This is a genomic window from Kribbella sp. DT2, assembly GCF_049844575.1.
In the GTDB taxonomy this organism is placed as follows: Bacteria; Actinomycetota; Actinomycetes; order Propionibacteriales; family Kribbellaceae; genus Kribbella.
Genome location: NZ_JBNCLH010000010.1, coordinates 172,060 through 197,426, shown reverse-complemented (window position 1 = coordinate 197,426; position 25,367 = coordinate 172,060). Strand labels below are relative to the sequence as shown.

Below are 25,367 nucleotides of genomic sequence, written 5' to 3'. Positions count from 1 at the left end.
TTATTGGGGAGTCAGCTGGGCGAGCTTCTTGTTCAGGTAGCGGCGCTGGGGGAGGCTGGTGGCCAGCTCGGCGGCGCGCTCGTAGGCGGCGCGGGCGCCGGTGGCGTCGCCGGACTTCTCCAGCAGGTGACCGCGTACGGCGTACAGGCGATGGTCGCTGGTCAGTCGCGGATCGGTGTCGATGGTGGCGAGGTAGCGCAGGCCGACCGCCGGGCCCTCCGACATCGCGACGGCGACGACGTGGTTGAGCGTGGTCATCGGGTTGTCGGTGAGTTGCAGCAGTACGCCGTACAGGGCGGCGATCTGCGGCCAGTCGGTCGCCTCGGCGGTGGCGGCCTCGTCGTGGACGGCGGCGATCGCGGCCTGGAGTTGGTACGGGCCGAGCGGGCCGCGGGGGAGTGCGGCGGTGATCAGGGCGACGCCTTCGTCGATCGCGGGGCGGATCCAGAGCGTGCGGTCCTGCTCGTCCATGGGGATCAGCTCGCCGGCCGGGCCGGTGCGCGCGGGGCGGCGGGCGTCGGTGAGCAGCATCAGCGCGAGCAGACCGGTGACTTCGGAGTCGTCGGGGAGCAGGCCGTGCAGCATCCGGGCCAGGCGGATCGCCTCGGCGGTCAACTCGACGCGGTGGAGCTGCGGACCCGTCGTACTGGCGTAGCCCTCGGTGAAGATCAGGTAGACGACCTTCAGTACGGCGCTCAGACGGTCGACGTGGTCGGGCGGCAGCGAGAACCGGGCGCCGCTGGACTTCACCGACTGCTTGGCGCGGGTGATCCGGCGCGTCATCGTCGCCTCGGTGGTCAGGAACGCGCGGGCGATCTCGGTGGTGGTCAGGCCGCCGACCGCACGCAGGGTCAGCGCGATCTGCGACGACGGCGACAGCGACGGGTGGCAGCAGAGGAAGAGCAGGATGAGCGTGTCGTCGGAGTCTGTGACCGGCTCCGGCGGTACGGCGGTCCACTGGGCGACCTGCTGCTCGCGGCGCCGGCGGGCCTGCTCCGCGCGCAGGAGATCGGTGAGCCGACGCGAGGCGACCGTGATCAGCCAGGCCACGGGGTTGTCGGGACGACCTTCGCCGGGCCACTGGTCGGTTGCCGCGAGCAACGCTTCCTGGACGGCGTCCTCCGCGGTGTCGAAGTGGCCGTACCGGCGGACGAGCGTGCCGAGGACCCGCGGCGCGAGCTCGCGCAGCAGGTCCTCGACCGGTCGGTCCATCAGCTGATCAGTTCGTCGCGTCCTCCGACGACCGGGCGGATGTCGGCGTACGCGGTGGCACGGGCGAACTCGGGCGCGGGCGTGTCCCCGAGCCGCGACGCGATCTCGACCGCCCGGTCGAACGAGTCGCACTCGACGATCCAGTAGCCGGCCAGGACCTCCTGCGTCTCGGCGTACGGGCCGTCGGTGACGACCGACTCGCCGTCCTTCGACCCGATCCGCCGCGTCAGCGCCGGCGCCGCCAGCGCGCGGGTCTCCACCAGCTCCCCGGACTCGACCAGCTCGGCGTTGAACTTCTCCATGAACGCCCCCATCGCCGCGAAGTCCGCCTCGGTCCAGGCCGGCTTCCCGGTGTCCTTGCCGCCCATCCCGTCGTAGTCCTCCTGCGACGCGTAGCTCAGGATCATGTACTTCATGCTCGTCTCCTCGGTCAGCGAGTGACACCACTGTGGCGCCTCTCACCCCCCACGTCGACGCCCCCACGCAGAACCGGACACGGGTTCGTGGGGGAATATCGAGCTGCCGCTTCCAGCCGTGCAGCAGCCGCCCGGCCGACCCGGCGACCTGCTCCACCAATCAACCAGTGCGGAGCAATGCTGAACGCGAATCAACGATGAACAGCCCGATGTCCGATCAGCCGCGGTCGTGGAGGGTGATCTGGTAGCCGTCGGGGTCGGCGAAGGTGAACGTCCGGCCGAAAGGCCCGTCGATCGGGGCGGAGACGATGGTGTGCCCGTCGGCGACGAGGGTGTCGTGGATCGCCTGGACGTCCGTGGCGTGGAGCCAGATCGCCGCGCCGATGCCGGGCTGCGCGACGGAGGCGAGATCGGTGCCGGGAACGACGTCGCGGAGGGCGAACGCGATCGGCTTCGTCTCGAAGACGACGGCGTGCGGCGGTCCGGCCGGCGAGCGGACGAGGCCGAGGTACTGCTCGTAGAACGCCTGCGAGGCGGCGAGGTCGCGCGCTTGCAACGAGACGAAATCGGGTCCGGTGACGGGCATGACTTGACGCTCCTTCAGATAGGTGTGTCAGTTAGCTGACACAGCTCAAGCTATGTCAGAATACTGACATGAGTCAAGAAGGTGTCGACCTGCAGACGTCACTGGGCTACCTGCTGAAAGAGGCGTCGAGCGCCTTGCGCGCAGCCATGGAGGAAGTACTCCGGCCGCTCGGGATGAGCATCACGCACTACTCCTGCCTCGAACTGTTGGCCCAACGCCCGGGCCTGTCGAACTCCGAGCTGGCACGCGGCGCGTTCGTGACCCGGCAGTCGATGAACGTCCTGCTCCAGACCCTCGAACGAGACGGCTACGTCACCAGGCCCACGCAGGCACCCGTCGGGAAAGTTCTCCCGACCCAGCTCACACCAAGCGGCCGAGCCAGCCTCGAGAAGGCAACCGCGGCCGTCCGCTCCGTCGAGCTCAGAATGACCGCCGACCTGACCGAGACCGACCAGTCCGCGGTGTTCCGGATCCTGCAGAGCATGATCCACTCCCTGCGCGCCGGCGACGACGGTCGCCAGACGGTGGAGTGACGATCGATTCACTGCCGGGTGGCGACGTACACAACGTACGTCGTACCAGCGCCGCGGGCGGTGCCGTACGTCGTACCAGCGCCGCGGGCGTGACGTCCGGCGGACCCGCCCGCGCAGTGAGCTGGAACGCCTTCGTCGTCACGGCCGTTGATCACTGAGAACGCTGCTCGTACGCCGATCCTGGAGGACCGTTGCACACGCCGACTCCGGACGAGATCGCGGCGGCTTTCGACCTAGGGATCCCCGTCGGCAGCCTCGTTCATGTCCGGCGTGGCGACACCGATGCGTGGCGGCTCGACACCACGACAGGGCGCTATTTCTTGAAGGGCTACTTTCCGACGACAGGTGGCCAGTTCCACGGCGAGCACTTGACCGACCAGTTGGCGGTCGCGATGGAGTTCGAGCGCCAAGCGCTCGCGGCAGGTGTGGACATGCCGGAGCCGATAGCGCCGGTCGACCCTGTCCTGGGATGGTTGGCCCGCGTCGAGGACCGGCTCTTCAGGGTCCACCGATGGATCGACCATCCCACGTCCCAGCCCGACCAAGACCTCTCGGCATGGCTGGGCCGGACGATGCTGCAGGTCCATCGATTGCAGCCACTCGGCCGAGTCGGCTTGCCCCAGTGGTGGCGGCAAGCGGTCCAGTCGCCGGCGACCTGGGAGGCCTGGCTCGCGAAGGCCCGCGACCGTGACGCCTTATGGACGGCCCTGTACCTCGACACGCTCCCGCACATCCTCGCGGTCACCGAACGAATCGCGGACCTCTGTGACGTGGTACCGGACCTTGTGACAACCCGCGGCGACTTCAAGCCCCACAACATCGTCAGGTCTGCGTCGGGCCCCGTCCTCGTCGACTGGGACAGCGTCCGCACCGACAGTGCAGCCCTCGAAGCGGCCCGGGTCGCGTACATCTTCGGAGACAGAGAGCCTGAGCGGGTCAGGAGAATCCTCACCACGTACGCCGCAGTCGGCGGCAACCTGGCCTGGCCCGGACCGGACCTCTTCCTCAGCGTCACCAGAAACCACCTCCAGGTCCTCAGCGAACGCCTCCGCGTCGCCCTCGACGAGGCCCCCGCGGCCCGATGGATGGGGGACCGCACGACGATCGAAGCCGCCATCAGCAACGCACTGCGAGACCTCCCCGACAAGATCAACCAACTGCGGAACCTGGCGGCGGTAACTGGCAACCTCCACTTGGGTTAGCCAGGTGGAGCATCGCAGTCAGCGGTGCGGCAGCTCCCTGCCCAGCGATCTTCGGCGTCGAGCGTGGCAACCGATGGGCGCCCGAACGTGCTTTGCTCGGCAGGTGCCGGCTGATATCGTTGAGGCATGTTGGGTCTGCGGACCAAGCATGATCGGAGCATTGGGAGATCGTCCCCTCGGTTCATGACCGGATGCTCTGGCTGAAGTGGACGATCCGGGTTCGAATCCCGGCACACCGGGTCGCCTTTTCATGGACCACCAGCCCACGCCCCCCACTTTTTGTTGTGGGGGCCCCCCGGGCGCCCCACCACTTTTTTGTCGCGACGCCTGCTCAAGCCATCGCCGCGCCGAGTTCGTCCGCGGTCAGATGGAGGGCTGCGTAGTGACGGCGGGCCATACCTTGGACCTTGCGCTCCAGCTGATGCTTGTTCATCGGCTGGCGCTCCTCGACATGAACGTCCTCCACGACCAGTTGTGCCCAGAGCTCACGACTCAAGGAATCACGCAGGATGATGTTGGCTTGCCGAGCGAGTGCTTTCGTCACAGCCAGCGTGAGAATCAATTCGGCATGCCCGAACTCGATCCGGTCGCCGACGGAGATGCCTGTCAAAGTCTGGTTGGTGAGCCGTGCCCAGTTGGCTTCGACGGTTGGTGTCCAGCGTCCGACCTGATCGACCAGTGCCTGACTGGCTCGGCTCCCACTGTGGATTGTGCAGTTGCGCATCAGCCGCAGAGTGTCGATCTGGATGATGCTGTTCGGCTTGAAGGTCGCGCCGGTTGCTGTCTCGATCAGATCGTGAAGTTGGGCCAGTACCGGACGGCTCGGCGCTGCGATTTGGCCGTCACGGGCAAGGAGGCTTGTGCAGGACTTGAGGAAGTCTTCGTGAAGGGCAAGCGCGTAGGGGACGCTCATCGCGCCGAGGTAGGTGTCGGCCGCTTGGAGGATCTCCTTGGCGGCCTGGGTGCGGAGGTTGAACCGCCTGATGTGCGGGACCCGAGGGAACACCTCGGGGAGGAGAGTGTCGGAGCCGTCGGTCAGTTGGAGCAGGTGCGACGCCAGCTGGGCGCCGGCAAGCAACCCCATCATCGCGTTGCTTGCCTCGATGCGTTGCTCGTCGAACGCTCGGTACTCGGCAAACCGGATAATCCCCTGGCTCATCGACCCTCCACGGAGAGTAACCGTAGACCAGGTGACGAGGGCGGCGCACAGTGGTCGCGAAGGTCGACTGGCGAGAGAGGCCGAGGCCAGTTGAGGCGCAGCGGAAACCGGTAACGCAGAGGCGAATCGGGGGAGATGGCTTCCGACGGCAGGCGCACATTCAGGATCCGCAGAGATGGGTCGGCTGGAGGGGTGGTGTGCGGATGGATGCGGTAGCTCCGCTTTCGAACGCAGGGGTGCCCGGAAAGCTGGTGGGCGGATGGGGGCGGTAGCTCCGTTTTGCTACGTGCAGGGGGTGATGAGGGTGTTGTGGGTTTTCACGGCGTCGGAGACGTCGGTGAGGGCGTTTGCTTCGGGGGAGTACGTCTTGGGGACTGCGATTTCTACGTAGAGTTTGCGGCCGATGGTGGTGAAGATGACGCCGTTGCCGGCTTCCTTCGCGTACCAGCCGACGCCGTTGACCTCGAAGCACTGGGACTGGGCTTCGGCCATGCCGGCGGGTGGGGAGACGCCGCAGGTGATCTCGATGGGTGGGTCGCCGTAGGCCGCGGTGAGGGGGCTGGGGGGATCGGTGTCGCGCGGCTCGGCGTCGAGGATCTTGGGGGGGAGGGCCTTGACGAGGGGTGTGCAGGCGTCGGTGACCTCGGGGGCCGGTTCCGGTACGGCGATCGGGACCGGGTCGGAGCCGCAGGCCGTGAGGACTGCCAGGAAGATGCATCCGACGGTCAGCGCGAAACCGGGGCGGGCAACGGCGAGCGCGCGTCCGTGAGTTCGGACGCGCGCTGTCGAGCGGCCCACGGGGGTGTGCGTGGGGGCTGGCCGGTCGATGGTCAGATGTGGACGACGGGGCAGGTCAGCGTGCGGGTGATGCCGGGCACGTTCTGGACCCGGGCGACGACCAGCTTGCCGAGCTCGTCGACGTTGCGGGCCTCGGCGCGGACGATCACGTCGTACGGGCCGGTGACGTCCTCGGCCAGGGTGACGCCCTGGACCTCGGCGATCTGCGCTGCGACGTCGGCGGCCTTGCCGACCTCGGTCTGGATCAGGATGTAGGCCTGGACCACCACGTCGTTCTCCACTCAGTCGTCCTCAGCGGGCACCGGCCACAGTACTGCAGAGCGGCCGGGCGTACTCGTCGTTGCCTGGTCACCGTACCGCCTAGACTCCAGTCGGCGATATGGGAGGTCTACTGACGTGACAGAGACGTTGGGCACTACCGGGGAGTTCGGGCTGATCGCGGCCGTCACCCGGGGGTTGTCCACCAGTGAGGACGTCCTGGTCGGTCCGGGGGACGACGCGGCCGTGGTGGCGGTGCCGGACGGGCGGATGGTGATCACCACCGATCTGCTCGTCGAGGGCCGGCACTTCCGGCAGGACTGGTCGTCGGCGTACGACGTGGGCCGGAAGGCCGCGGCGCAGAACCTGGCCGACGTGGTCGCGATGGGGGCCCGCCCGACAGCGCTCGTGGTCGGCTTCGGCGGGCCCGCGGAGCTGCCGACGGCGTGGGCGGTCGAGCTGAACCAGGGCCTGGCCGACGAGGCCGAGCTGGTCGGCGCGAGCATCGTCGGCGGCGACACCGTGCAGTCCGAGAAGATCATCGTGTCGGTGACCGCGTTCGGTTCGCTCGACGGGCGTCGGCCGGTCCTGCGGTCCGGCGCGCGGCCGGGTGACGAGTTGGCTTTCGCGGGCCGGCTCGGGTGGGCCGAGGCCGGGTACGCCGTACTGACGCGCGGCTTCCGCTCGCCGCGCACGGTCGTCGACGCGCACCGCCGTCCACAACCCCCGTACGCCGAGGGGCCGCGGGCCGCGATCGCCGGGGCCTCGTCGATGTGCGACGTGAGCGACGGGCTGATCGCCGACCTGCGGCACATCGCCGAGGCGAGCGAGGTGGTGATCGACGTCCGGACCCCGGCGCTGGCCATCCCCGAGCCGCTGCAGGCGGTCGCCGCGGCGACCGGGCTGGACGCGTTGACGTTCGTGCTGACCGGGGGTGAGGACCACGCGCTGGTCGGCACCTTCGAGCCGGCCGACGTCCCGGACGGCTGGACCGTCATCGGAACGGTTGCTGAGGGCAATGAAAACCGCCCGGCCGGGACCGTCACCGTCGACGGCGAACAGTTCGAGTCCCACGCCGGGCACGCCCACTTCACGAGTTGACCGGGCGAGCCGGGATGATCGAGCGAACCGACCGTACGAGCGCGCCGTGAACGCATGAACCGACCGTACGAGCCCGCGATGAACGCACGAACCGACCGAGGAGCCAGCAGCAGATGATCGCCCCGCCCAGAGTGCTCACCGTCGCCGGGTCCGACTCCGGTGGTGGCGCCGGGATCCAGGCCGACCTGAAGGCCATGCTGGCCAACGGCGTGCACGGGATGAGCGTGCTCACGGCGATCACCGCCCAGAACAGCCTGGGTGTCCAGGGCGCCTGGGAGCTGCCGGCCGAGCAGGTGGAGGCCCAGTTCCGCAGTGTGGTCGACGACATCGGGGTGGACGCGGTGAAGACCGGCATGCTCGCTTCGGCCGGCATGGTCCGGGTGGTGGCCGCCCTGCTGCGCACGCTGCCGTCGGGCGTGCCTGTAGTGGTCGACCCGGTCGCAGTGTCGAAGCACGGCGACGCCCTGCTCGGTGCGGAGGCCATGGAGGCAGTCCGCACCGAGGTGGTCCCGCTGGCGACTGTGCTCACGCCCAACCTCACCGAGCTCGGCCCGGTAGCCGGTGTGGAGCTGCGGACGCTGGACGACCGTGAGGTGGCGGCGAAGACGCTGCTGGAGGCCGGTGCGACCTGGGTGCTCGTCAAGGGCGGTCACGACACCGGCGACACTGCTGTCGACGTACTGCACGGGCCTGGTACCAGGCAGGAGTTCAGTGGGCCGCGGGCGGACAACCGGCACACCCACGGGACGGGCTGCACGCTGGCGAGCACCATCGCGTCGTACTTGGCGCGCGGGTACGACGTACCGTCGGCAGTGGGTGCGGCGAAGGAGTACATCAGTGGTGCGATCGCCAACGGGTTCGCCCTGGGTGGTGGGATCGGGCCTGTGGATCACGCGTGGCGTCAGCGAGGGAGTGGACAGCAGTGAGCAAGCAGCAGCCGCCGGTCGACGGGCTGTGTGAGCAATGCGGCTTCAACTACAGCACGGGTGACCTGCAGGGGACTGTGACCTTGCTGGTCCGGCAGGCGGCCGAGTCGGCGATGGCGCTGACCAAGGCGGCCGCGGGGCCGGACCCGGACGTCGTCCGGCTGCGGCCGGAGCCCGAGGTGTGGTCCGCGATCGAGTACGCGTGCCACGTGCGCGACGTGCTCGAGGTGCAGCGACTGCGGATCGCGCAGTGCCTGGCCGAGGACCGGCCTGTGTACGCGCCGATGGACCGGACCGGGCGGGTCAAGCAGGAGAAGTACGAGTTCCAGAGCCCGGTCGAGGTCGGGGCGGCGGTGATGAAGTTCGCGCGCGAGTTCGGCACGGCGGCGAAGGTGCTGACGCCGCAGGAGTTGGCTCGGCTCGGTCTGTACAACTACCCGGTGCGCGCGCCGCGCTCGCTGAGCTGGATCGTCCGGCACACCGCGCACGAGATCCAGCACCACCGGCACGACATCATCGAGATCCTCGCCAAGGTCGAACCCCCGATCGTCCCCGCCCCGAAGCCCGTCGTGGAGGAATCCACGGAGGAGGGCGACGGGACCGAGGAACAGGCCGCGGTGGTTGCTGAGGACAACGAAAGCTAACGCCCGTCCGCCCAGGCGGTCAGCCCGCCCTCGCTGATCAGGTGGTCCACGCCCAGCGCCCCAGCACCACGCAGTACGCCGTCCGTCGGGTGGGCGGCGTCGAGGACCGGCGGGGGAGCAGCGCGGTGGAACGTCATCAGGTTGTCCTCGTACGCCGAGGCGAAGGCCGCCGGGGCCGCAACGCGGAGGGGGACGGCCAGCCCGCCGAGCGTGATGACCGACGGGTCGTGCGCGTTGACGAGACCAGCGAGCCCGGAGCCCAGCGCGGCCACCACGGTCTCGACCGCCCGGCGTGCGGGGGTGGCACCGGGCCGGGCGGCGGCGGAGTCAGGCCGGCCAACTAGCCCGGGGACCAGTCGTCTGAGCACCTGCTCTGCGTAGCCGTACGAGTCGTCGGGCTCTCCTTCGCCCAGGTGGCGGGCCAGGGCCCGGCCGTCGATCTCCAGGTCCCAGCAGCCGCGCGCGCCGCACGGGCAGGTGAGTGAGCGGTCTCCGAACGGCAGGTGCCCGTACTCACCGGCCGTGCCGGTCGCCCCACCAGCCGGTACGCCGTCCAGGAGCAGCGTGCCGCCGACTCCGACCTCGACGATGAGGTGCAGCGCGGTTCCAGCGCCCGCGGCGGCTCCGGTTCGCGCTTCGGCCACACCACTGAGGGTCGCGTCGTTCCCCGTCAGCAGGGCGAGCCCTGCGCCTTCGACCACCCCCGACAGGTCGACATCGGCCCAGCCGAGAGTCACCGCCTGCATCAGGTGTTCGCCCCGCACAGTCCCTGGCATAGCCAGGGCGACGGCCTGCAGCCGAGAGCCGTACAGCTCCTGCGTACCGGCAACACACGAGCGCAACGTCGACACGACCGCCTCCGGCCGCTTGCCGCGGTAGCGACGTGACCGCACCTCCCTCAGTGTCCCGTCCAGCGCGACCACCGCGCTCCGCCAGCCGCGCTGCTGCACTTCCAGCGCCAGTACGACGGGCCCAAGCCGATGCGCGGCCAGCACGGTGGTCGGGCGGCCACGGCCCTGGATCGGCGCCGGGGACTCGCTGAGCAGGTGCAGGTCGCGCAGGCGCGCGGTGACCTCGGTCGCCGAGCCGGTGCTGAGCTGCAGCGCCTTGGCCACCGCCGTACGGGTGATGCCGGGTTGCCGGCTGACCAGACCGAGCACGTCGGACGCGGTCTGCCACCGTCCTCTTCTGTTCACAATCGTCTCCAGGTTATCCTCGGAGAACGAGCTTAATGGAGGCGGTCATGCACGCACAGGACATCCGCGCGGTTCTCTTCGACATGGACGGCACTCTGGTCGACTCGGATGCCGCCGTCGAGCGCGCCTGGACGACCTGGTCGACCGAGTACGGCGTCGAAGCATCCGCCGTGCTCGCCGTCGCGCACGGCAGCCCTGCCGAGTCCGTGGTCGAACGAGTCCTGCCCGGCCTCGACCCGACCATCCGGGCGATCGCCGCCGGCCGCCAGCACGAGTTGCAGTACGACGACCTGTCGGACGTCGTCGCGGCCCCCGGTGCGCACGAGCTGCTCGACCTGCTGGAGCAGCGCGGCCTGCCCTGGGCTGTGGTCACCAGTGCGGACCAGCGGCTCGCCAAGGCCAGGCTCACCGCCGCGGGCATCGTGCCGCCGGTGCTGGTCACCATCGAGGACATCACCAAGGGCAAGCCCGACCCCGAGGGCTACCTGCGCGGTGCGGAGCTGCTCGGCGTCGACGTGCGGCAGTGCCTGGTCGTCGAGGACGCGGAGGTCGGCCTGCAGGCGGGCAAGGCGGCCGGCGCCTGGACCGCCGCGCTCAAAGGGCTGACGGGCGATCTCGACCTGACCGACCTGCGCCAGCTCGCCGCACTCCTGACGGTCCCTTGATGGCCCAGCGCGTCGAGCTGCGGATCGGTCTGGCTCTCGCGGCTCTCGGCTTCCTGCTGGCCGGACTCGGTGCCTCGGTCGCGGTGCTGGCCAGGGACCTGGACAAGCCGACCGACCAGCTGGCGTTGCTGTCGTCCGCCTTCGCCGTTGGTCTGCTGATCGTCGCGGCGACCGGTGCGCTGCTGCTGCGGACCGTCGCGATCGGCACTGTGCTGCGGTTGGGCTCGCTCGTCTGCGCCGTCGGAGCCGTCTGCCTCGCGCTGGCGCAGAGCTTCGCGCTGGCCATCGCCGGTGGACTCCTGATCGGGGTGGGCGGCGCACTGCTCGTTCTGGTCGCGCCACTGCTCCTGCACGGCCCGACGGCCGCCGTCAGACTCACGAAGGTCAACGCGGTCGGCAGTGGGATCGGCATCTTCGGCCCGCTGGCCATCGGAGCGGTCGACTCGCTCGGTGCGACCGGTCGCCTGGCCCTGCTCGCCGCGGTGCCGCCGTTCCTGCTGCTGGCCGCCCTGCCCAGCCCAGGCGACGGGCCCAGCCCGCACGACGAGACCCAGAGAGCGCCTGCCTCCCACCTGTTCCGCGGTTGGCTGCGCGTCGTACTGGCTGTTGCCGTCGAGTTCTGCTTCGTCGTCTGGGCGGTGGCGCGGCTGGCGGCGACCGGCGTGCCGATGGCGGCCGCGGCCCTGCTGGGCAGCGCCTTCCCGATCGGCATGGCCGTCGGACGCGCGATCGGGCCGCTGCGCTGGCGCGACTGGTCACCGGTGGTCCCGGTCGGCATCCTCACAGCGGCCGGGACGCTGCTGGTCACCTCGTTCGACGCCCCAGCCGTGGTGACCGTCGGCCTCGCGCTGGCCGGCTTCGGTACGGCGCCGATCTACCCGCTCACCATCGCCGCCCTGGTCGCCACCCCAGGCATCAACCCGGCCCGTCTGGCATCCCTCGGCGCCCTGGCCTCCGGTACGGCGATCCTGCTGGCCCCTACCTTCCTGGCCGCGCTGGCCGGCTGGCTGGACCTGCGGACCGCCTTCCTGATCCCGCTACCCCTGCTGGCCCTGCTCTGGGCCATCAGCCGCGACCGGCAGCCCGTACCCGTGAAGGAGCCCGCGTAGCACCGGTACGCCGCTGGACAGGTGGAACACCTCGGCGTGCAGCCCGGCCTCCCGCGCTCCGGCGACGTTGTCCGGGTTGTCGTCGACGAACAGCACCGACGCCGCCCGCTGGTCGATCGCGCTCAGGATCGTCTTGAAGTACGCCGGCTCCGGCTTCGCCACTCCCAGGTCGCACGAGTAGAACGACCGGTCGAACCACTGCCCGTAGTCGCGCCGGTCGTTCATGATCTCCCGCCGGTACGCCTGCTGGTTGGTCGCCAGGTGGCACGGCACTCCGGCCGCCCGCAGCTCCTGCACGACGTCGATCGCCTCCGGTACGGCGACGAACTGCTCCCACAGCGCCAGCACCTGCTCGAGCGGCGTCGTCACCTCCCAGCGCTGCAGCACGGACGCGACCGCGTCCCGGAAGTCGCCCTTGCCGGCCAGCGACGGGCCCTCGGACGTCATCAGGTCGAGCACGAACTCGTCGGCCGACTGGTCGGGGCGCAGGAAGGTCGCCAGGGTGGCCTGCCAGTCGACCGTCGGCCGCTGGATCACCCCGTCGGCGTCGAACAGGACGGTATCGATGCTCATACCCGCCATCCAACCAGCCTCCAGGAGTAGCGTCCGATCAAGGGTCTCAGCCTCCGCGCACGGTGTGGCCGGATCAGGCGCGGGGGAACTGAACCCTTGACCGGTTCAGTTGGTATGCGCTTACCTTGAGGTCATCTGAACACTTGTGAACAACTTCTGGCGCAATCGAACACAGAGAGCCCGGTGAGGCGCATGACTCTGACCAGACGGAAGTTCCTGGCCCTGAGCGCGGGCGGCGCCGCCGCCGCGACCACGGGCCTCACCGGCTGCGGCTCCGGGAGCTCGCTCGGTGCCGCCGACGAGCTGAGCCTGTGGGCCTGGACCGGCTCGGTGAACGACGACCTGGTCGCGCAGGCGGCCAAAGGCATCCCGGGCGCGCCCGGGATGAAGATCTCGCTGACCCGGATCGGCGGCGACTACAACACCAAGCTGCTGACCTCGCTGGCCGGCAAGTCGATGGTGCCCGACATCGTCGGCCTGAACGACGACGTCGCGACGTACTTCCCGAACGCGGACCAGTTCGTCGACCTGAACGAGCTCGGGGCGGACAAGTTCAAGGACCAGTTCCTCGAGTGGAAGTGGAAGCTCGGCATCACGCCGGAGAACCGGATGATGGCCTACCCGATGGACACCGGCCCGACCGCGCTGTTCTACCGCACCGACATCTTCCAGAGGGCGGGCCTGCCGACCGATCCCGGAGAGGTGGCCGCGGCGGCGGGCAACTGGGACGCCTACATCCAGCTGGGCAAGAAGCTCAAGCAGGGCGTGCCGGGCTCGGCCATCACCGACAACATCACGTCGGTCTTCCGCTACCGCCTGGCCCAGCTGCCGAACCGCTACATGACGCCGGAAGGGCAGTACACCGGCGCCGACGACCACATCAAACAGGCCTGGGACCTGGCCGTCCAGGTGGCCAAGGAGGGCCTGTCGGCCGGCGCCCAGGACGGCAGCACCGACGCCAACGCGGTCGTCACCAACGGCCAGCTGGCCGCCTTCGTCGGCGCGGTCTGGTGGGCCCAGCTGGGACCCAAGAACGCGGCGCCCAAGACCAAGGGGAACTGGCGGGTCACGCCGGCCCCCGGTGGTCCCGGCAACCGCGGCGGCTCGTTCCTCGCGATCACGAAGTACTGCAAGAACCCCGAGGCCGCGTTCGCGTTCATCACCTGGCTGGAGTCGGCGAAGAACCAGGCCCAGTCGTTCCTCGACCCGGTCCTGTTCCCGTCCACCCCCGCCAGTTACGACGACCCCAAGCTGTCGAACCCGGACGACTTCTTCGGCGGCCAGAAGATCGTCGACGTCTTCGCCGACTCCGCGCAGAAGTACCCGGGCACCTATCTCAGCCCGTACGACACGATCATCTCCGACGCGCTCACGTCCGAGCTGGTGAACGTGGAGATCGGCGCCAAGAGCTCCGACCAGGCGTGGCGCGACGCGCAGCACCGGATCGACCGCGAGCTCACCCGGGCGGGGGTGATCTGAGGTGGCCGTCAGCGACGCACTGCGTGGTCCCGCCACGGTGACCACCACCGACCCGGCTCCCGACAAGCCGCCGAACAAGTTCCGGCTGGCCCTGCCCCAGTACGCCGCGGTGTCGCCGTTCTTCATCCTGTTCGCGATCTTCGGCGCGTTCCCGGTGTTCTTCTCGATCTGGCTGTCGTTCCACTCCTGGGACGGCATCGGCGCGATGAAGTGGGTCGGGCTGGAGCAGTACAGCTACCTGCTCACCGACCCGACGTTCTGGAAGTCGATCACCAACACGCTGATCATCTGGGTGATCTCGACCGTTCCGATGCTGCTGCTGGCCCTGGTGATCGCGAACGCGTTGCACAACGCGACGCGGTTCCGCAGCTTCTACCGGATCGCGTACTTCATCCCCAACATCACCTCGGTGGTCGCCGTCACGATGGTGTTCGGCTCGGTCTTCAGCAACAACTTCGGCCTGCTGAACGCGTTCCTCACCTCGATCGGGCTGGACAAGATCGAGTGGCTCAGCCAGCCGTGGGGGATCAAGGTCGCGATCGCCACCATCGTCGCCTGGCGCTGGACCGGCTACAACGCGATCATCTTCCTGGCCGGCCTGCAGGCGATCTCGTCCGACATCTACGAGGCCGCGCGGGTCGACGGCGCGTCGAAGCGGCAGCAGTTCTGGCAGATCACCGTGCCGCTGCTGCGCCCGGTGATCCTGTTCACCACGGTCACCTCGACGATCGGCGGGCTGCAGATCTTCACCGAGTCGCAGGTCCTGTTCGGCGCCAGCGGCTCGATCGGCGGTCCCGGCGACGGCGGTCTGACCATCGTGTCCTACCTGTACGACAACGCCTTCGGCTCCAACCAGTTCGGGTACGGCGCGGCGATCGGCTGGGCGCTGTTCCTGCTGATCGTGCTGTTCTCGATCATCAACTGGCGCCTGATCGGCGGCAACGACGACGAACGGATCACCAAGCGGGCCGCCCGCCGGGCGCAGCGCAAGATCGCCGCCCAGAAGGCCGAGAAGGCCGGGAAGGAGTACGCCGATGCGCACTGAACGCGTCAGGACCGTCGTCGGGCACGTCGTACTGATGTTCGGCGTCGCCGTCTCGCTGTTCCCGTTCTACTGGATGCTGGTGATGGCCTCCAACACCACGCCGGACATCTTCACCTACCCGCCGAAGCTGCTGATCGGTTCGCACCTGTTCGAGAACATGGGCAACGTGCTGGACAACATCGACTTCTTCGGCGCGATGCTGCTCACGCTGATCGCCTCGCTCGGGGTCACCGTGCTGGTGCTGTTCTTCGACTCGCTGGCGGCGTTCGCGTTCGCCAAGTACGAGTTCCCCGGCCGGAACCTGCTGTTCGGGATCCTGCTGGTCACCTTCATGATCCCGTCCCAGCTGGCGCTGGTGCCGCAGTTCGTCACGCTGGCGGAGTTCGGCTGGATCGGGTCGCTGAAGGCGCTGATCATCCCGGGCGCGGCGAACGCGTTCGGCATCTTCTGGATGCGCCAGTACGCCAAGGGCGCGATCCCCGACGAACTGATCTCGGCCGCCAAGGTCGACGGCGCCGGCTTCTTCCGGCAGTACCTCACCGTCGGCCTGCCGGTGCTGCGGCCCGGTCTGGCCTTTCTCGGCATCTTCACCTTCATCAACGTCTGGAACGACTACCTCTGGCCGCTGATCGTGATGACGGACCCCAACCGGCTCACGCTCCAGGTCGCCCTTCAGCAGCTGAACGGTGTCTACGGCACCGACTACAGCATGGTGATGGCGGGTGCCCTGATGAGCGTGATCCCCTTGATCGGGGTCTTCATCATCGGCGGCCGGCACTTCATCGCCGACATCGCCGCCGGCGCCATGAAATTCTGATCGACCACTTCCCAAGGGGCCTACGTGCAACTCGACAAGATTCGCTGGGGAATCCTCGGCACCGGCAACATCGCCTCCCGGTTCGCCAGTCAGCTCCCGTCCTCGTCCACCGGTGTGCTGGCCGCGGTCGGCAGCCGCAGCCAGGACTCGGCCGACGCGTTCGGGGACAAGTACTCGATCCCGCACCGGCACGCGTCGTACGAGGAACTGCTCGCCGACGACACCGTCGACGCGGTCTACATCGCGACTCCGCACCCACTGCACCCGGAGTGGGCGATCAAGACCGCCGAAGCCGGCAAGCACGTGCTGTGCGAGAAGCCGCTCGCGATCAACCGGTCCTGGGCCGCGTCGATGATCGAGGCCGCGGTCCGCAACGACGTCCTCCTGATGGAGGCGTACATGTACCGTTGCCTGCCGCAGACCAAGCTGGTGGCCCAGCTGGTCCGCGACGGCGAGATCGGCACCGTGCACCAGATCCAGGCGTCGTTCGCGTTCCAGGCGCAGTTCCGCGCCGAGCACCGCCTGTACGCCGACGAGCTGGCCGGCGGCGGCATCCTGGACGTCGGCGGGTACCCGGTCTCGTACGCCCGGCTGATCGCGGGCGCGGCGATCGGCAAGCCGTTCGCCGACCCGGCCGCCGTCACCGCGGCCGGCCACGTCGGTGAGACCGGCGCCGACGAGTGGGCGGTCGCGACGCTGTTCTTCGACAGCGGCCTGACCGCTCAGGTGCAGACCGGCGTACGGCTGAAGGACGAGCCGCTGGTCAAGATCCTCGGCAGCGAGGGGTACCTCGTGGTCGAGGACCCGTGGTTCGCCGGCGACGGCAAGCCGACGCACGTCACCGTGCACAAGATCGGCCAGGAGCCGCGGGACGTCTCCGCGGAGCCGGCCTACATCTACGCCGCCGAGGCCGACGCCGTGGCCGCCGGGATCGCGCAGCGGCAGGCCCAGGAGATGACCTGGGCCGACACGCTCGGCAACCTGGCGGTCCAGGACGAGTGGCGCAAGCTGATCGGGCAGCAGTACGCGAGCGAGCGTGACGACGCCGCGGTGCCGACCGCGACCGGCCGTCCGCTGGCCCGGCGCGACGACGCCCCGATGACGTACGGCGCCGTACCCGGCGTGGACAAGCAGGTCTCGCGGCTGGTGATGGGCGTCGACAACCAGAACACGCTGACGCACGCGGCGACGATCTTCGACGACTTCGTCGAGCGCGGCGGTACGACGTTCGACACGGCCTACATCTACGGCGGCGGGCGCGGCGAGAAGCTGCTCGGGCAGTGGATGAAGACCCGCGGCAACCGCGACGACGTCGTGGTGATCGGCAAGGGCGCGCACACGCCGCACTGCGACCCGGAGTCGATCGGGCGGCAGCTGGAGGAGAGCCTGCAGCGGCTGCAGACCGACCACGTCGACCTCTACCTGATGCACCGCGACAACGAGGAGATCCCGGTCGGGGAGTTCGTCGACGCGATGGACGAGCAGTTCCGGGCCGGCCGGTTCAAGGCGTTCGGCGGGTCGAACTGGAGCACCGCGCGCTTCGACGAGGCCAACGCGTACGCCGTTGCCAACGGCAAGCAGCCGCTGACGCTGCTGAGCAACCACCTCAGCCTGGCCCGCGCGTACGACGTACCGTGGAAGGGCTGCCGGCACGTCAGCGACGACGAGTCGCAGGCGTGGCTGCGGGACCGGCAGGTCGCGCTGTTCCCGTGGTCGAGCCAGGCCCGCGGGTTCTTCACCGGACGCGCGAAGCCGGAGGACACCTCGGACGAGGAGCTCGTGCGCTGCTTCTACTCCGACGAGAACTTCCAGCGCCTCGACCGGGCCCGGGAGCTGGCGTCGGCCAAGGGTGTCGAGCCGACCGCGATCGCGCTGGCCTGGCTGCTGCACCAGCCGTACCTGGTCTTCCCGCTGATCGGCCCGCGGCAGATCTCCGAGACCCGCACGTCGCTGCCGGGCCTCTCGGTCACCCTGACCGCCGAAGAGGTCGCCTACCTGACCGCGAACTGACGACTTTGTGCACCGCTCAGCCACGAATCCGGGGCGGAGACGACTGACCGGTGCACAAGGTCGGGACCGGGCCGGCCGGCTCTCCGTGGGCCGGCCCGGTTTCGGTCAGTTGCCCGACACCGTGACCTTGGTGAACAGCGGGCGGCCGCTCGGGGGCATCACGAAGTTCTGCACCCGTTCGCGGTGCGCGCTGTTGCTGGCCAGGTCGGCCGGGAAGATGCCGACGGCATCCTTCCAGAGGGTCTGGCCCGCCTCGGTGTAGAGCTTTGCGCGGGCGCCCTGGTCGATCGACGTCCGGGCGTCGAGCAGCAGCTTGTCCAGCGCCGGGTTGCAGTAGCCGTTGCGCTTGGCCGAGCAGACGTAGAGCCTGGCCAGCGTGTAGTCGGCGTCACCAGTGCCGCTCACGTTGGTCTGCAGGTTCATGTCCCAGTTCAGCTTGCCGAAGTCCTCCAGCCACTGGGCCCGCTCCTTCTCCAGCGGCTTGACCTTCACACCGATCTTCGCCCAGTCCGAGATCATCGCCTGCGCCAGCGCGCGGATGTTCGGACCACCTTCGAGCGGCCACTGCATCGACGTGCTGAAGCCGTTCGGGAAGCCGGCCTGCGCGAGCAACTGCTTGGCCTTCGTGGGGTCGTACGCGTACGGCGCGAGCTTCGGCGCACCGATCACGCCCTGCGCCAGCGGCGCCTGCGCGACCGTCGCGAGGTCGCCGAACAGGTCCTTGACCGTGCCCTCCAGGTTCAGCGCGTGCCACATCGCCTGCCGGACCCGCGGGTCGTTGAACGGCTTGCGGTTGTGGTTGAACCAGTCGAAGTAGTACGTCCAGCTCGGCGTCGTCGCGTAGCTGATGCCCTGGCTGTCCTTCACCGACGCGACCTGGTCCGGCGGGATCTGGGTGAGCACGTCGACCTCACCGTTCTCCAGCCCGGTGATCCGCCCGGCCACCTCCGGGATGTTCACGAACTCCAGCTTCGACAGCTGCGGAGCACCGTCCCAGTACGACGGGTTGGCGGCCAGCTCGAGCTTCTCGTCGGGCTGGAACGCGGTCACCGTGAACGGCCCGGTGCCGATCGGCTTGTTGAAGAAGCCCTCGCTGTCGACCTTGCCGGCCGGGCCGATGAACAGCAGCGTCAGCGAGCTGAGCAGCGTGCCGAGCGGTTTGCCGGTCTTCACCGTGACCGTCGTGTCGTCGGTCGCCGCGAACGACGTCACGCTCGCGTAGAGCGGGACCAGCGGGCCGTCGAGCTTCTGGTGCCGCTGGTACGACGCGACGACGTCCTTCGCGGTGAACGGCGTACCGTCGCTGAACTTCACGCCCTCGCGCAGCTTGAACACCCACGTGTTCGGGTCCGGGTTCTGCCAGGACGCCGCCAGGACCGGCACGATCTTGCCGCCGTCGACGCGGACCAGCGGCTCCATGATCTGCTGGATCGCGGTCTGCACCGCCTCCTCGCCGGCGTACTTGTGGGTGTCCAGCGAGACCGGGAACATCGACGGCGCGTAGCGCAGCACCTGCTCCCCGGAGCCCGGTTCGCTCGCCGGCGAGCAGGCGCTCAGCCCGGTCGCCAGCGCCGTCACGGCGACCAGGGCGGCCACCACCAGCTTTCGCTTCCTCATCTGTGGTTCTCCTTGCGCAGGGGTTTCAGTACTTGAACGTGTAGGTGGCGGCGACCGGGTAGTGGTCCGACGGCGCCCGGCCGGCCAGGAAGTACTCGACGACCTCGCTGGTGCGGACCGCGAGCGGGCCGCGGGAGAAGATCCAGTCGATCGCCTTCGGCGGCGAGGCGAGCGGTGAGAGCTTGGTGCCGATCGGGCCGGGGGCAACGGTCGGTACGACGGGGTGCGTGACCGGCGAGTGCCGGCCGAGCGCGGTGAAGCTGTCGAGGAACCCGGCGTTGCCCAGCTCCCACTGGGGTGGGCCGATGTCGTTGATGTCGACGGTGAACAGGCACGCGCCCTCACCGGCCAGGCGGTCGAGCTCCTCGGCGATCTTGCGGGCCTGGGTGACGCGCCGGTTGACGTGGTCGGTGCGTTCGTCGGGGTGGCCGGGCCAGGTCAGGTGCGCCGTGCTGAAGACGAGGTCGACTCCTTCTCGCGGTCGGAGGCGGACCCAGAAGAGCCTGGCGTCGGGGGAGAGGATGCCGACGTCCTCGGCGCCGTGCTCGACGTACTGGAAGAGGTCGCGGCGCCACCAGAGGTTGCTCTGGGTCGCCCATCCTTCCTCGCCGTCGACGCGGTCGTGCGTGGTGAGCGTCTTGTCGAGGAGGTCCCTGGTGACGCCTCTGAGCTCCTGTACGGCGAGGAGGTCCGGCGGGCGGGTCTCGAACAGGCCGGTGATGGCGTCGCGGCGGGCGTCCAGGTGGAAGTCGGCCCACAGGTTGTAGGTCATCGCGACGAAGCTGGTGGTGCTGAGGCTCATGACGGCTGCTCCTCGGGAGAACGGGTGAGGACGGACGTCGGCGTGTTGTACGCCGTGAGGCTGCTCGCGGTGAGCCGCTCGTCCACCCGCAGGGTGGTGAGCGAGCAGTTGACCGGGGGATCGAGGAGGACCTGGTCGCCGGGTGGGAGCCGGAGCGCGGACGCGGCGGCGACGCGGATCGGGCCGCCGTGGGTGCCGACGAGGACGCGCCGGGCGCCGGTCGCGGCGATGTCCTGGACCGCTTCCCAGACGCGGGCACGGAGCTGGGCGAAGGTCTCGCCGCCGCCGCGGGCGACGTCCTCGCCGCGGGCGAAGGCGGCGACGACCTCGGGTTCTTCGCCGAGGACCTCGGTGAAGGTGCGGCCGCCCCAGGTGCCGACGTCGATCTCCCGCCAGCGGGGATCGATGCGCACAGGGGGGATCCCGCCGGTGCTTGTTGTGCGGAAGCCGTCCAGGTAGGGGCCCAAGGTTTCGGTGACGCGTTGGAGGTCGCTGGCGACGATCGCGTCGAACGGCGTACCGGTGAGGTACTCGGCGGCGCGTTTGGCCTGGTCGTGGCCCAGTGGGCTGAGGCCGGTGCCTTGCTGGCCCTGGTAGCGGTCCTCGGCGTTCCAGAGGGACTCGCCGTGACGGAGGAGGACTAGTTCGACGGTCATCGGGCGGCTCCGGCGAGGTCGGCGGCGAAGTGGCAGGCGGCAGGGTGCTGGTCGAGGCGGATCTCGAGCAGCGGTTCGTCGGTCGCGCAGCGGTCCTCGGCCTTCCAGCACCGCGTCCGGAAACGGCAGCCGGACGGAGGATCGGCGGGGGACGGGACGTCGCCGCCGATGATGATCTGCTCGCGCGGCGGCCGGGTCCACGGCCTCGGATCCGGTACGGCGGACAGCAGCGCCTGCGTGTACGGGTGGATCGGGCGGGTGAACAGTTCGTCCTGCGGCGCGGTCTCGACGATCCGGCCGAGGTACATCACCGCTACCTGATCCGAGATGTGGCGGACGACGGACAGGTCGTGGGCGATGAACAGGTACGCGAGGCCGAGGTCGTTGCGCAGGTCGGCCAGCAGGTTGAGGACCTGGGCCTGCACCGACACGTCGAGCGCGGAGACGGCCTCGTCGCAGATCACCAGCTTCGGGCGGAGCGCGAGCGCGCGGGCGATGCCGATCCGCTGGCGCTGGCCGCCGGAGAACTGGTGGGGGTAGCGGCGGGCGTGGTCGGGGTTGAGGCCGACGCGTTCGAGCAGGTCGCGGGCCTCGGTGCGGTGCTTGCCGGGCGGTACGACGTCGGGGTGGATCTCCCAGGCCTCGGTGATGATCTGCTCGACCGTCGCGCGGGGGTTCAGGGAGGCGTAGGGGTCCTGGAAGATCATCTGGAGCTGGCGGCGGACCCGGCGCATCGATGCCTTGGGCAACGAGGTGAGCTCCTCGCCCTCGAACTGGATGCTGCCGGAGGTGGCCTTCTCCAGCCCGACGATCGTGCGGGCGACGGTCGACTTCCCGGAGCCGGACTCGCCGACCAGCCCGAGCGTGCCACCGGGCATGACGTCGAAGGAGACCCCGGCGACGGCCTGGATCTGACCGACGGTACGGCGAAGTACGGACGAGCGCAGAGGGAAGGAGGTGTGCAGGTCACGGACGGAGAGCAGGGGAGTTTCAGACATTCAGTACTCCCTGGCTCAGGGGATGGTGGCAGGCCGCTCGGTGGCTGCTGCCTGCAAGTGCTGGCTCTTGTTCGGCGCACAGGGCGTCGGCGTACTGGCAGCGGGGACGGAAGGAGCAGCCTGACGGAAGGTGGAGGAGGTCGGGTGGGGAGCCTTGGATGGGGGTGAGGCGTTGGCGGGGGCCGTCGATCACCGGGACCGAGGCCATCAGGCCGGCGGTGTAGGGATGTGCGCTGTGGTCGTAGACCTCGCGGATCGGGCCGGTTTCGACCACGCGGCCGGCGTACATCATCACCACGCGGTCGGCGACGTCGGCGACGACGCCGAGGTCGTGGGTGATCAGGACCAGGGACATGCCCTCCTCGGCCTGCAGGCGGGCGAGCAGCTGCATGATCTGGGCCTGGACGGTGACGTCGAGCGCGGTCGTGGGCTCGTCGGCGATCAGCAGCTTCGGGGACAGCGCGAGCGCCATCGCGATCATCACCCGCTGGCGCATCCCGCCGGAGAACTGGTGCGGGTAGTCGTCCAAGCGCTTCTCGGCCGCCGGGATGCCGACCCGGCGCATCAGGTCCAGCGCCTCCGCCCGCGCCTGCTTGCGCGACGCGCCACGGTGCTTGCGGAACATCTCGCCGATCTGCGCGCCGACCCGGAAGACCGGGTTCAGCGAGCTGAGCGGGTCCTGGAAGACCATCGCGATCTCCCGGCCACGTAGGCTGCCCGCCGTTCCGGGGGCGAGCAGGTCGCGGCCGTCGTACGAGACGGTGCCGCCGGTGACCTTGCCCGCGGGCTTGGGGACGATGCCGAGCACGGCCTGCGCGGTGACGCTCTTGCCGCTGCCGGACTCGCCGAGCAGCGCGACGGTCTCACCGGGCTGGACGTCGAACGACGCACCGTCGACCGCCTTCACCGTGCCGCCGGAGGTGGAGAACTCGACGCGGAGATCGTTGACTTCGAGCAGTGCCATCACAGGCTCCTCAGCCGCGGGTCGTAGCGGTCGCGCAGGGCGTCACCCAGTACGCCGAGGGAGACCACCAGGAAGGCCAGCGCGATCCCGGGGACGGTCGAGATCCACCAGGCGTCGGCCAGGTAGTTGCGGCCGTTGGCGATCGTGACGCCCCAGCTCGGCGTACTGGCCGGGGTGCCGAGACCGAGGAAGCTGAGCGACGCCTCGGCGAGGATCACGTGACCGATCTCGACCGTCGCGACCACCAGGACCGGCGCGACCGAGGCGGGCAGGACGCAGCGGCGGATCAGCCGCCAGGTGCCGGCGCCGAGCGTTCGCGACGCATCGACGAACTCACGGCGTCGGGTGGCGAGCGCCTGGCCGCGAGCGACCCGGGCGAACGTGACCCAGTTGGAGACCGCGAGCACGATCACCACGTTGACCACGCTCGGGCCGAGCAGGGCGGCGATGAAGATCGCCAGCAGGATCGACGGGAACGCGAGCTGGATATCGGCCAGCCGCATCAGCACCCCGTCGAGCCAGCCGCCGAAGTAGCCGGCCGCGATCCCGATCGTGACGCCGATGGTGCCGGCCAGCAGCAGCGTGGCCAGGCCGACGGCGATCGAGATCCTTGCCCCCTGCAACATCTGGGCGAGCAGGTCCTGGCCGACCTGGTCGGTGCCGAAGATCGCCAGCGAGCCGTCGGACAGGCGGCTGCCGGGTGGTTTCAGGCGGTCCGCTGTCCGGGTGGCGACCGAGTCGAAGCCGATCAGGAACGGTCCGGCGACGGCCGCGACGACGTACACCGCGATCACGATCAGGCCGAAGCGGATACGGGCGTTGCCGGCCCTCGTCTTACGGGCGGTTCGGACGGTGGGCAGGGCGAGTTCAGCGGAGGTCATCGGTCACCAGCCAGGCGGACGCGGGGGTCCAGGAAGCCGTAGAGCAAGTCCACGAGCAGGTTGATCAGGACGAAAATCGTGGCCACCAGCAGGATGGCGGCCTGGACGACGCCGTAGTCGCGCTTGCCGATCGAGTCGATCAGCAGCCGGCCGACGCCGGGCCAGGCGAAGACGGTCTCGACGATCACCGTCCCGCCGAGCAGCGCGCCGAACTGCAGGCCGACGACGGTGACGATCGGGATCAGCGCGTTCCGCAGGGCGTGCACGAGGATCACTCCGCCTTCGGCCAGGCCCTTCGCCCGCGCGGTCTGCACGTAGCCCTCGTGCACGACTTCGAGCAGGCCGCTGCGGGTCAGCCGGACGAGGATCGCGAGGAACGGCAGCGCGAGCGTGACGGTCGGCAGCACGAGATGGGCCCAGGTGCCGGAGCCGGAGCTCGGCAGGACCTGGAGGTTGCGCGCGAAGACCAGGATCATCACGATGCCGAGCCAGAACGACGGGGTCGACTGGCCGAGCAGGGAGAAGACGGAGATGGACCGGTCGATCCAGGTGTTGGCCTTGAGCGCGGCGATCACGCCGAGCGGCAGGCCGATCAGGAGCGACAGCAGCAGCGCCGTACTGGCCAGCTGGATCGTGGCGGGGACTCGTTGCATCACCAGGGTCATCGAGTCCGTGCTGAGCCGGAAGGACTGGCCGAAGTCGAGGTGCACGACGTTGGTCAGGTAGGTCGCGTACTGCTGCGCCAGCGAGTGGTCGAGCCCGAGCTGGGCCCGGAGCGCGTCGACCTGCGCCTGGTCGGCGTCCGGCCCGAGCATGATGTACGCCGGGTCGCCGGGGACCAGCCGGAGCACGACGAAGATGATCGTCACCGCACCCCAGAGCACGAAGATCGAGAAGAACAGCCGCCGGGCGACGTACGCCCCCATCAGGCGCCCCGCCTGCGTTCGGCCGATGGATGGGTGGCCGGCGACGGAGGTCGGTGCTCGGCGAGCCCGGGGCCGAGGCGGGCCGCGGCCCGGTGGAGCACCGGGGCGTAGCGACGGATCTCGGCGACCGAGGTGGGGTGCGCGAGCTTGGCGCCCAGTGCGCCCGCACAACCGCCGGCGCCGTCCGGCACCGGTACGGCGACCATCCGCGGCAGGCCCGCGATCGGCCGGGCGTTGTGCGCGAAGCCGACCTCCCGTACGCGCTGGAGCGTGTCCAGCAACTCGGGCCCCGCTTCGAACTGATCTGCGGGGAGGGCGGCAAGGTAAGCCCGGCCAAGGGCGCTCGCCCGAAGCGGCACCGCGTCGCCGGGGCAGACTTGCTCAGGGGATCGCCGCCCACGGTGGCCGGGCGCCCAGCTCGCCCCGCCGGCGCCCGAAGGGCGCTCGGCGTGCGTCGGCTGGGCGACTGCCGCTATCTCCAGAACCGTCCCGGCTGTCCGGGGCAGGGGGCGGGCGAGGAGCACCGAGGAGCTGAGCTGGTGGGCTGCTTCGGCGAGCAGGTCCGGCTGCGCGGCCGTGGTGCGGCGGAGGGTGGCCAGGCCGTCCGTGGCGCAGTAGAGGTGGTCGTCGACCCGGCGGGCGAGGCCGTGCGCGCAGAAGGTCGCGAGGATCCGGTGGACCGTGCTCTTGTGCAGGCCGATCGTGCCGGCCAGTTCGGTCACGCCGTACGGGCGGTCCTGGCGGTTCAGCTCGGCGAGCACGGTGAGAGCTCGGCTCAGCGACTGCATGGCGAC

The 25,367-nt window shown here is 69.5% G+C and carries 27 protein-coding genes; 11 read left to right on the top strand and 16 right to left on the bottom strand.

Translation table 11 applies throughout. From position 1 onward, the window contains the following. From ACLQ2O_RS35055 to ACLQ2O_RS35045, 3 genes are all read right to left on the bottom strand, one after another. Complete coding sequence (locus ACLQ2O_RS35055) at positions 1-1,212, bottom strand: RNA polymerase sigma factor (protein WP_425840677.1); 1,212 nt, start codon at positions 1,210-1,212, stop codon at positions 1-3. Then, positions 1,212-1,628 carry a YciI family protein gene (locus ACLQ2O_RS35050; RefSeq protein WP_425840675.1) on the bottom strand — a complete coding sequence of 139 codons (417 nt, stop codon included), beginning with the start codon at positions 1,626-1,628 and terminating at the stop codon, positions 1,212-1,214. Before ACLQ2O_RS35050 ends, ACLQ2O_RS35055 begins: the two co-directional genes overlap by 1 nt. Positions 1,629-1,845: 217 nt before the next feature. Continuing rightward, a complete protein-coding gene (locus tag ACLQ2O_RS35045) occupies positions 1,846-2,214 on the bottom strand; it encodes a VOC family protein (RefSeq protein ID WP_425840672.1) in 369 nt (122 codons plus the stop codon). 68 nt (positions 2,215-2,282) lie between these two features. Here ACLQ2O_RS35045 and ACLQ2O_RS35040 point away from each other — a divergent pair, with 68 nt between their 5' ends. Both ACLQ2O_RS35040 and ACLQ2O_RS35035 read left to right on the top strand, forming a co-directional pair. After that, complete coding sequence (locus ACLQ2O_RS35040; RefSeq protein WP_425840669.1) at positions 2,283-2,747, top strand: MarR family winged helix-turn-helix transcriptional regulator; 465 nt, start codon at positions 2,283-2,285, stop codon at positions 2,745-2,747. 191 nt (positions 2,748-2,938) lie between these two features. Next, on the top strand, positions 2,939-3,949 hold the full coding sequence (locus ACLQ2O_RS35035) for a hypothetical protein (RefSeq protein WP_425840666.1): 1,011 nt from the start codon (positions 2,939-2,941) through the stop codon (positions 3,947-3,949). Positions 3,950-4,280: 331 nt separating this feature from the next. Here ACLQ2O_RS35035 and ACLQ2O_RS35030 read toward each other — a convergent pair whose 3' ends face one another. The 3 genes from ACLQ2O_RS35030 to ACLQ2O_RS35020 form a co-directional block, all read right to left on the bottom strand. Continuing rightward, the gene (locus ACLQ2O_RS35030; protein ID WP_425840663.1) at positions 4,281-5,108 is read right to left on the bottom strand and encodes a hypothetical protein; all 828 of its coding nucleotides are present in this window, start codon (positions 5,106-5,108) and stop codon (positions 4,281-4,283) included. 282 nt (positions 5,109-5,390) lie between these two features. Further along, on the bottom strand, positions 5,391-5,906 hold the full coding sequence (locus ACLQ2O_RS35025; protein ID WP_425840660.1) for a DUF3515 domain-containing protein: 516 nt from the start codon (positions 5,904-5,906) through the stop codon (positions 5,391-5,393). A 32-nt stretch (positions 5,907-5,938) separates the two neighbouring features. Then, the gene (locus ACLQ2O_RS35020) at positions 5,939-6,175 is read right to left on the bottom strand and encodes an Lrp/AsnC family transcriptional regulator (RefSeq protein WP_184806149.1); all 237 of its coding nucleotides are present in this window, start codon (positions 6,173-6,175) and stop codon (positions 5,939-5,941) included. A 127-nt stretch (positions 6,176-6,302) separates the two neighbouring features. Between ACLQ2O_RS35020 and ACLQ2O_RS35015 the strand changes: the two genes are divergently transcribed. From ACLQ2O_RS35015 to ACLQ2O_RS35005, 3 genes are all read left to right on the top strand, one after another. Beyond that, complete coding sequence (locus ACLQ2O_RS35015; protein ID WP_425840657.1) at positions 6,303-7,265, top strand: thiamine-phosphate kinase; 963 nt, start codon at positions 6,303-6,305, stop codon at positions 7,263-7,265. Positions 7,266-7,378: 113 nt separating this feature from the next. Beyond that, positions 7,379-8,191: a bifunctional hydroxymethylpyrimidine kinase/phosphomethylpyrimidine kinase gene (gene thiD / locus ACLQ2O_RS35010; protein ID WP_425840654.1), complete on the top strand. Its 813-nt coding sequence runs from the start codon at positions 7,379-7,381 to the stop codon at positions 8,189-8,191. After that, positions 8,188-8,835, top strand: a complete 648-nt coding sequence (locus ACLQ2O_RS35005; protein WP_425840651.1) for a DinB family protein — start codon at positions 8,188-8,190, stop codon at positions 8,833-8,835. The genes thiD and ACLQ2O_RS35005 overlap by 4 nt, the downstream gene beginning before the upstream one ends. Here the strand turns inward: ACLQ2O_RS35005 and ACLQ2O_RS35000 are convergent. Next, positions 8,832-10,031, bottom strand: a complete 1,200-nt coding sequence (locus tag ACLQ2O_RS35000; protein WP_425840648.1) for an ROK family protein — start codon at positions 10,029-10,031, stop codon at positions 8,832-8,834. The two genes, ACLQ2O_RS35005 and ACLQ2O_RS35000, sit on opposite strands and share 4 nt — an antisense overlap. Positions 10,032-10,078: 47 nt before the next feature. On the opposite strand from ACLQ2O_RS35000, the gene ACLQ2O_RS34995 reads away from it, so the two are divergent. Together ACLQ2O_RS34995 and ACLQ2O_RS34990 are read left to right on the top strand one after the other, a co-directional pair. Beyond that, a complete protein-coding gene (locus tag ACLQ2O_RS34995; RefSeq protein WP_425840646.1) occupies positions 10,079-10,696 on the top strand; it encodes an HAD-IA family hydrolase in 618 nt (205 codons plus the stop codon). Beyond that, on the top strand, positions 10,696-11,805 hold the full coding sequence (locus ACLQ2O_RS34990; protein ID WP_425840643.1) for an MFS transporter: 1,110 nt from the start codon (positions 10,696-10,698) through the stop codon (positions 11,803-11,805). The genes ACLQ2O_RS34995 and ACLQ2O_RS34990 overlap by 1 nt, the downstream gene beginning before the upstream one ends. Here the strand turns inward: ACLQ2O_RS34990 and ACLQ2O_RS34985 are convergent. After that, entirely contained in the window at positions 11,734-12,378 is a 645-nt protein-coding gene (locus tag ACLQ2O_RS34985; protein WP_425840640.1) for an HAD family hydrolase, read from the bottom strand. The genes ACLQ2O_RS34990 and ACLQ2O_RS34985 overlap by 72 nt on opposite strands. Positions 12,379-12,570: 192 nt before the next feature. Between ACLQ2O_RS34985 and ACLQ2O_RS34980 the strand changes: the two genes are divergently transcribed. Genes ACLQ2O_RS34980 through ACLQ2O_RS34965 form a run of 4 tightly spaced genes read left to right on the top strand, consistent with a single transcriptional unit; the run spans position 12,571 to position 17,729 of the window. Then, complete coding sequence (locus ACLQ2O_RS34980) at positions 12,571-13,857, top strand: extracellular solute-binding protein (protein WP_425840637.1); 1,287 nt, start codon at positions 12,571-12,573, stop codon at positions 13,855-13,857. A 1-nt stretch (position 13,858) separates the two neighbouring features. Beyond that, complete coding sequence (locus tag ACLQ2O_RS34975) at positions 13,859-14,902, top strand: carbohydrate ABC transporter permease (RefSeq protein WP_425840634.1); 1,044 nt, start codon at positions 13,859-13,861, stop codon at positions 14,900-14,902. After that, positions 14,892-15,719 (top strand): carbohydrate ABC transporter permease, encoded by an 828-nt coding sequence (locus ACLQ2O_RS34970; protein WP_425840631.1) that lies wholly within the window; start codon positions 14,892-14,894, stop codon positions 15,717-15,719. The genes ACLQ2O_RS34975 and ACLQ2O_RS34970 overlap by 11 nt, the downstream gene beginning before the upstream one ends. Before the next feature lie 24 nt (positions 15,720-15,743). Further along, positions 15,744-17,729 carry an aldo/keto reductase gene (locus ACLQ2O_RS34965; RefSeq protein ID WP_425840628.1) on the top strand — a complete coding sequence of 662 codons (1,986 nt, stop codon included), beginning with the start codon at positions 15,744-15,746 and terminating at the stop codon, positions 17,727-17,729. 105 nt (positions 17,730-17,834) lie between these two features. Here ACLQ2O_RS34965 and ACLQ2O_RS34960 read toward each other — a convergent pair whose 3' ends face one another. Genes ACLQ2O_RS34960 through ACLQ2O_RS34925 form a run of 8 tightly spaced genes read right to left on the bottom strand, consistent with a single transcriptional unit; the run spans position 17,835 to position 25,361 of the window. Beyond that, positions 17,835-19,346, bottom strand: a complete 1,512-nt coding sequence (locus ACLQ2O_RS34960) for an ABC transporter substrate-binding protein (protein WP_425840625.1) — start codon at positions 19,344-19,346, stop codon at positions 17,835-17,837. A 25-nt stretch (positions 19,347-19,371) separates the two neighbouring features. Next, positions 19,372-20,148, bottom strand: coding sequence for a hypothetical protein (locus ACLQ2O_RS34955; protein ID WP_425840622.1), 777 nt, complete (start codon positions 20,146-20,148; stop codon positions 19,372-19,374). After that, entirely contained in the window at positions 20,145-20,804 is a 660-nt protein-coding gene (locus ACLQ2O_RS34950; RefSeq protein ID WP_425840620.1) for a histidine phosphatase family protein, read from the bottom strand. The genes ACLQ2O_RS34955 and ACLQ2O_RS34950 overlap by 4 nt, the downstream gene beginning before the upstream one ends. Further along, complete coding sequence (locus ACLQ2O_RS34945; protein WP_425840618.1) at positions 20,801-21,802, bottom strand: ABC transporter ATP-binding protein; 1,002 nt, start codon at positions 21,800-21,802, stop codon at positions 20,801-20,803. The genes ACLQ2O_RS34950 and ACLQ2O_RS34945 overlap by 4 nt, the downstream gene beginning before the upstream one ends. Next, on the bottom strand, positions 21,795-22,766 hold the full coding sequence (locus ACLQ2O_RS34940; RefSeq protein ID WP_425840616.1) for an ABC transporter ATP-binding protein: 972 nt from the start codon (positions 22,764-22,766) through the stop codon (positions 21,795-21,797). The genes ACLQ2O_RS34945 and ACLQ2O_RS34940 overlap by 8 nt, the downstream gene beginning before the upstream one ends. Continuing rightward, positions 22,766-23,647, bottom strand: a complete 882-nt coding sequence (locus ACLQ2O_RS34935) for an ABC transporter permease (RefSeq protein ID WP_425840613.1) — start codon at positions 23,645-23,647, stop codon at positions 22,766-22,768. Before ACLQ2O_RS34935 ends, ACLQ2O_RS34940 begins: the two co-directional genes overlap by 1 nt. After that, complete coding sequence (nikB, locus tag ACLQ2O_RS34930) at positions 23,644-24,573, bottom strand: nickel ABC transporter permease (protein WP_425840610.1); 930 nt, start codon at positions 24,571-24,573, stop codon at positions 23,644-23,646. The genes ACLQ2O_RS34935 and nikB overlap by 4 nt, the downstream gene beginning before the upstream one ends. Further along, a complete protein-coding gene (locus ACLQ2O_RS34925; protein WP_425840608.1) occupies positions 24,573-25,361 on the bottom strand; it encodes a helix-turn-helix domain-containing protein in 789 nt (262 codons plus the stop codon). Before ACLQ2O_RS34925 ends, nikB begins: the two co-directional genes overlap by 1 nt. Positions 25,362-25,367 lie beyond the last annotated feature (6 nt).